This is a genomic window from Campylobacter concisus, assembly GCF_002912425.1.
GTDB classification, from domain to species: Bacteria; Campylobacterota; Campylobacteria; order Campylobacterales; family Campylobacteraceae; genus Campylobacter_A; species Campylobacter_A concisus_AH.
Genome location: NZ_POYR01000165.1, coordinates 1 through 4,877, shown reverse-complemented (window position 1 = coordinate 4,877; position 4,877 = coordinate 1). Strand labels below are relative to the sequence as shown.

General features: G+C 38.8%; 1 protein-coding gene. It reads left to right on the top strand.

The window, feature by feature from the left end; translation table 11 throughout:
- Positions 1–4,877 (top strand): Ig-like domain-containing protein (locus CYP84_RS08960; protein WP_141089211.1); only part of this gene is annotated, 4,877 nt, incomplete at both ends.

The following is a 4,877-nucleotide window of genomic DNA, read 5'->3' as shown; positions in this document are numbered from 1 at the left end:
ATCGATAAAGGTAAGATTGATATCCCAGTTGATCTAAACCCAGGTAAAGATAACAATGTAACAGCAGAGATCATCAATCCAAATAACCCTAACAACCCAGGCAAGGATAGCAAGGTGATAGGCGAAGCTTCAAACACTGTTAAAGTAACAATTGATGAGATAATAGATGATGTTAAAGGCTATGGAGAAGATACTAAAGTTGGTAACGTTCTTGATGTAAAAGGTCATCTAACAAATGATAAAACTCCAACTATCAAAGGCACTGCAAAAGCTGGCTCAAAAGTAGAAATTTATGATAATGGCGACAGAATAGGTGAGACAACAGCTAAAGCTGATGGTTCATGGGAATTTACACCAGAGCTTACTAAACAAGGCGAGCATAAATTTACAGCAACTGCTGAGAATAAATTTGGTAAGAGCACACCAAGCAATGAAGCTACAATCGATCTAGACTCAATCGCTCCAAAACTTGACAATGTAAAAATCACTCCAATCGATACAAACAGCAGAGCTGATGATACAGCAGAGCTAACTATGGGAACTGGTCATACAGATACTCCAAATGCTGAGATACTATTTAGAGATGAAAACAACAACATTATAGGAAAAGGTCACGCTAACAGTGCAGGTGACTTCTTAATTCAACTAGATAAAGCTGTTCAACCAGGTACTCCAGTACTTGTTCAAGCAATAGACAAAGCTGGTAACGCAGGTACAGAAATGGCTACGGCTGGCAATATAGAGCATCCAAATGATACTAAAGGACCAAAAGTAGATATCGATACTGTAACTCCAGTAGATGAGACTAACCCATCAGATGGTACTCCAGATAAAGGTATCGTAAAAGGTGAATCAGATGAGCCAAATGCTCCAGTAGTTGTTACTGATGAAAATGGTAAAACAATAGGTACTGGCACAACTGATGACAAAGGAAACTTTGAAATCACTACTGATCCAATCAAACCAGGTGATAAGGTAAAAGTAGAAGTAACTGATAAAGCTGGCCATAAAGGTAGTGATACAGAGACTGCAGGGGATACAGAGATTTTACATAAAGATCTTCCAGAAGCTCCAGTTATCAATGAGATAATAGATGATGTTAAAGGCTATGGAGAAGATACTAAAGTTGGTAACGTTCTTGATGTAAAAGGTCATCTAACAAATGATAAAACTCCAACTATCAAAGGCACTGCAAAAGCTGGCTCAAAAGTAGAAATTTATGATAATGGCGACAGAATAGGTGAGACAACAGCTAAAGCTGATGGTTCATGGGAATTTACACCAGAGCTTACTAAACAAGGCGAGCATAAATTTACAGCAACTGCTGAGAATAAATTTGGTAAGAGCACACCAAGCAATGAAGCTACAATCGATCTAGACTCAATCGCTCCAAAACTTGACAATGTAAAAATCACTCCAATCGATACAAACAGCAGAGCTGATGATACAGCAGAGCTAACTATGGGAACTGGTCATACAGATACTCCAAATGCTGAGATACTATTTAGAGATGAAAACAACAACATTATAGGAAAAGGTCACGCTAACAGTGCAGGTGACTTCTTAATTCAACTAGATAAAGCTGTTCAACCAGGTACTCCAGTACTTGTTCAAGCAATAGACAAAGCTGGTAACGCAGGTACAGAAATGGCTACGGCTGGCAATATAGAGCATCCAAATGATACTAAAGGACCAAAAGTAGATATCGATACTGTAACTCCAGTAGATGAGACTAACCCATCAGATGGTACTCCAGATAAAGGTATCGTAAAAGGTGAATCAGATGAGCCAAATGCTCCAGTAGTTGTTACTGATGAAAATGGTAAAACAATAGGTACTGGCACAACTGATGACAAAGGAAACTTTGAAATCACTACTGATCCAATCAAACCAGGTGATAAGGTAAAAGTAGAAGTAACTGATAAAGCTGGCCATAAAGGTAGTGATACAGAGACTGCAGGGGATACAGAATTTGTTGATAATACACCTCCAAGCGTAGAAGTTAAAGAGGTAACTCCAGTTGATACAAATAACCCAGCTGATGGCAATCCAGATAAAGGTATCGTAAAAGGTCATTCAGATGAGCCAAATGCTCCAGTAGTAGTAAAAGACAAAGATGGTAAAACAATCGGTACAGGCACAACTGATGATAAGGGAGATTTCGAAATCACTACTGATCCAATCAAACCAGGTGATAAGGTAAAAGTAGAAGTAACTGATAAAGCTGGCAACAAAGGTAACGGCGAAGGAACAGCTGGCAATACAGACTTTACTGATAAAACAGCTCCAGATGCTCCAGTCATCACAGAAGTAATAGATGATGTTAAGGGCGGTAAATTTAACGAAGATGTTAAAGGTGGCGCTACAAACGATAGCACGCCAACATTTAAAGGTACAGCTGAAGCTGGCTCAACCATAACTCTTAAAAATGGTAATGATATCATCGCTGAAAACATCCCTGTAAAAGCTGATGGATCATGGGAATTTACACCAAAGAGCCCACTTGTTGAAGGTGAATATAATATAACAGCAACTGCAACAGATAAAGCTGGCAATGTAAGCAATGCATCAAATGTAGCTACTGTAACAATAGATCTTCATACTTCTAAACCAGTAATTAATGAAATTATAGATAATGTAGAAGGGGATACGGGCAACGTGAAAAACGAAAGAATTGGCTGGACAAATGACAATACCCCAACACTAAAAGGTAGTGCTGAGGCTGGTGCAACCGTTGATGTCTATGTAGATGGTAGAAAAGCAGGTAGTGTAAAAGCTAACGAAAAAGGTGAGTGGGAGTATACAACCGACAAACTAAGCGACGGCAAACATTCATTCTATGCTATCGCAACAGATGAAGCTGGCAATGTAAGCGAGAACTCAGGAATTTCTTGGATAAAAGTAGATACTAATCCAGGCGAGGTAGTAATCACTAGAATAACAGATGACAACGGTGATGACGCTCTAAACGGTGCTTATGAAGGTGCTATGAAAGACAATACTCCAACTATTTGGGGTACAGGTGAGCAGTACGCAACTGTAACTGTTAGCGTAAAAGATAGTAGCGGTAAAGTAGTATGGAGCGATGAAGTATATATAGAAGATAGTCTTGGCGATTGGCATATTGATGTACCAGTAGCGTTAAAAGATGGCGACTATACAGTTGAAGCTAGTATGCAAGACTATGTCAAAAACCCAGTTCAAAACTCAAACGTTGTAAGCCTTACAATAGACAACGCAACTGACAAACCAGTCATTAAAGAGATCATTGATAATGTTGAAGGTGATACAGGCGATATAAGCTCTAAAAACAACTGGACAAACGACAATACTCCAACACTAAAAGGCAGCGCTGAAGCTGGTGCAGATATAAAAGTATTTGTTGATGGTAAGATAGCAGGTACTACAAAAGCTGGTCTTGATGGTAGCTGGGAATTTACACCAAGAACTAAACTTAGCGATGGCGATCATACATTCTATGTAGAGGCAACTGATAAGATAGGCAATAAAAACACTTCAGATATTGAAACTATAAAAGTAGATACTAATCCAGGTAAAGTAGTAATCACTAGCGTAACAGATGACAACGGTGATGACGCTCTAAATGGTGCTTACGAAGGTGCTACAAAAGATAATACCCCAACTATAAACGGCTTTGCAGAGCCTTACTCAACTGTAACTGTTAGCGTAAAAGATAGCAGTGGCAAGGTAGTATGGAGTGGTGAAGTTTATGTAGAAGATAGCCTTGGCGACTGGTCTATCACAGTAGATAAACCACTAAATGATGGCGACTATACAGTTGAAGCTAGTATGCAAGACTATGTCAAAAACCCAGTTCAAAATTCAAACGTTGTAAGCTTAACAGTTGATACTGCAACTAACATACCAGAGATCAAAGAGATCGTTGATAATGTAGCTGGTGGCGTAGAAAATGGCGATGTTAAAGGTAAAGTTACAAATGACAACACTCCAACTCTAAAAGGTAGTGCTGAGGCTGGTGCAGATATAAAAGTATTTGTTGATGGTAAGATAGCAGGCACTACAAAAGCAGGCTTTGATGGTAGCTGGGAATTTACTCCTAGAACTAAACTTAGCGACGGCGAGCATAAATTTGTCGTAGAAGCGACTGATAAACTAGGACATAGCGCTAAATCTGTAGAAGCAAGCATAGATGTTGATACAACAATAGGCAATCCAAAAGTTAGATTTGTAGAAGATACAAACAATGACGGTGTTTTAAGTGTAGCTGAAGTAGCTGCTATAAAAGATGGCAAAGCTCACTGGGTTATCGACATCCCAACAGATGGTAGCGTAAAAGCTGGTGACGTGATCCAATCAATCGACGGCAAAGGTAATTGGGTTAAATTTGTTGAGATTACTGATGAGATGATCAAAGATGGTAGATTTGAAGCTACATTTAACGTTGGTATCAACAAACTAAAAGATGGAAAATATGAGACTCCAGAGTATAGATTTGCTGATGAAGCTGGCAATGTTAGTGACTCATCAAAAGCTAGCCTTTCACTTGATAGCGAATTTAGCAGAAAACCAAGCAACCCAGAAATTAAATTCCCAGAAGATACAAACAAAGATGGCAAAATTTCTGATGATGAAAACAAAGCTGGTGACAAAGATGCTGGTAAAACAACAGTAGAAGTTACTATACCAAAAGATGGTTCAGTAAAACCAGGTGATAAAGTAGTTGTTACTGATGACAATGGCAAAAAGACTGAAAAACCAATCAACCAAGATGATATCGATAAAGGTAAGATTGATATCCCAGTTGATCTAAACCCAGGTAAAGATAACAATGTAACAGCAGAGATCATCAATCCAAATAACCCTAACAACCCAGGCAAGGATAGCAAGGTGATAGG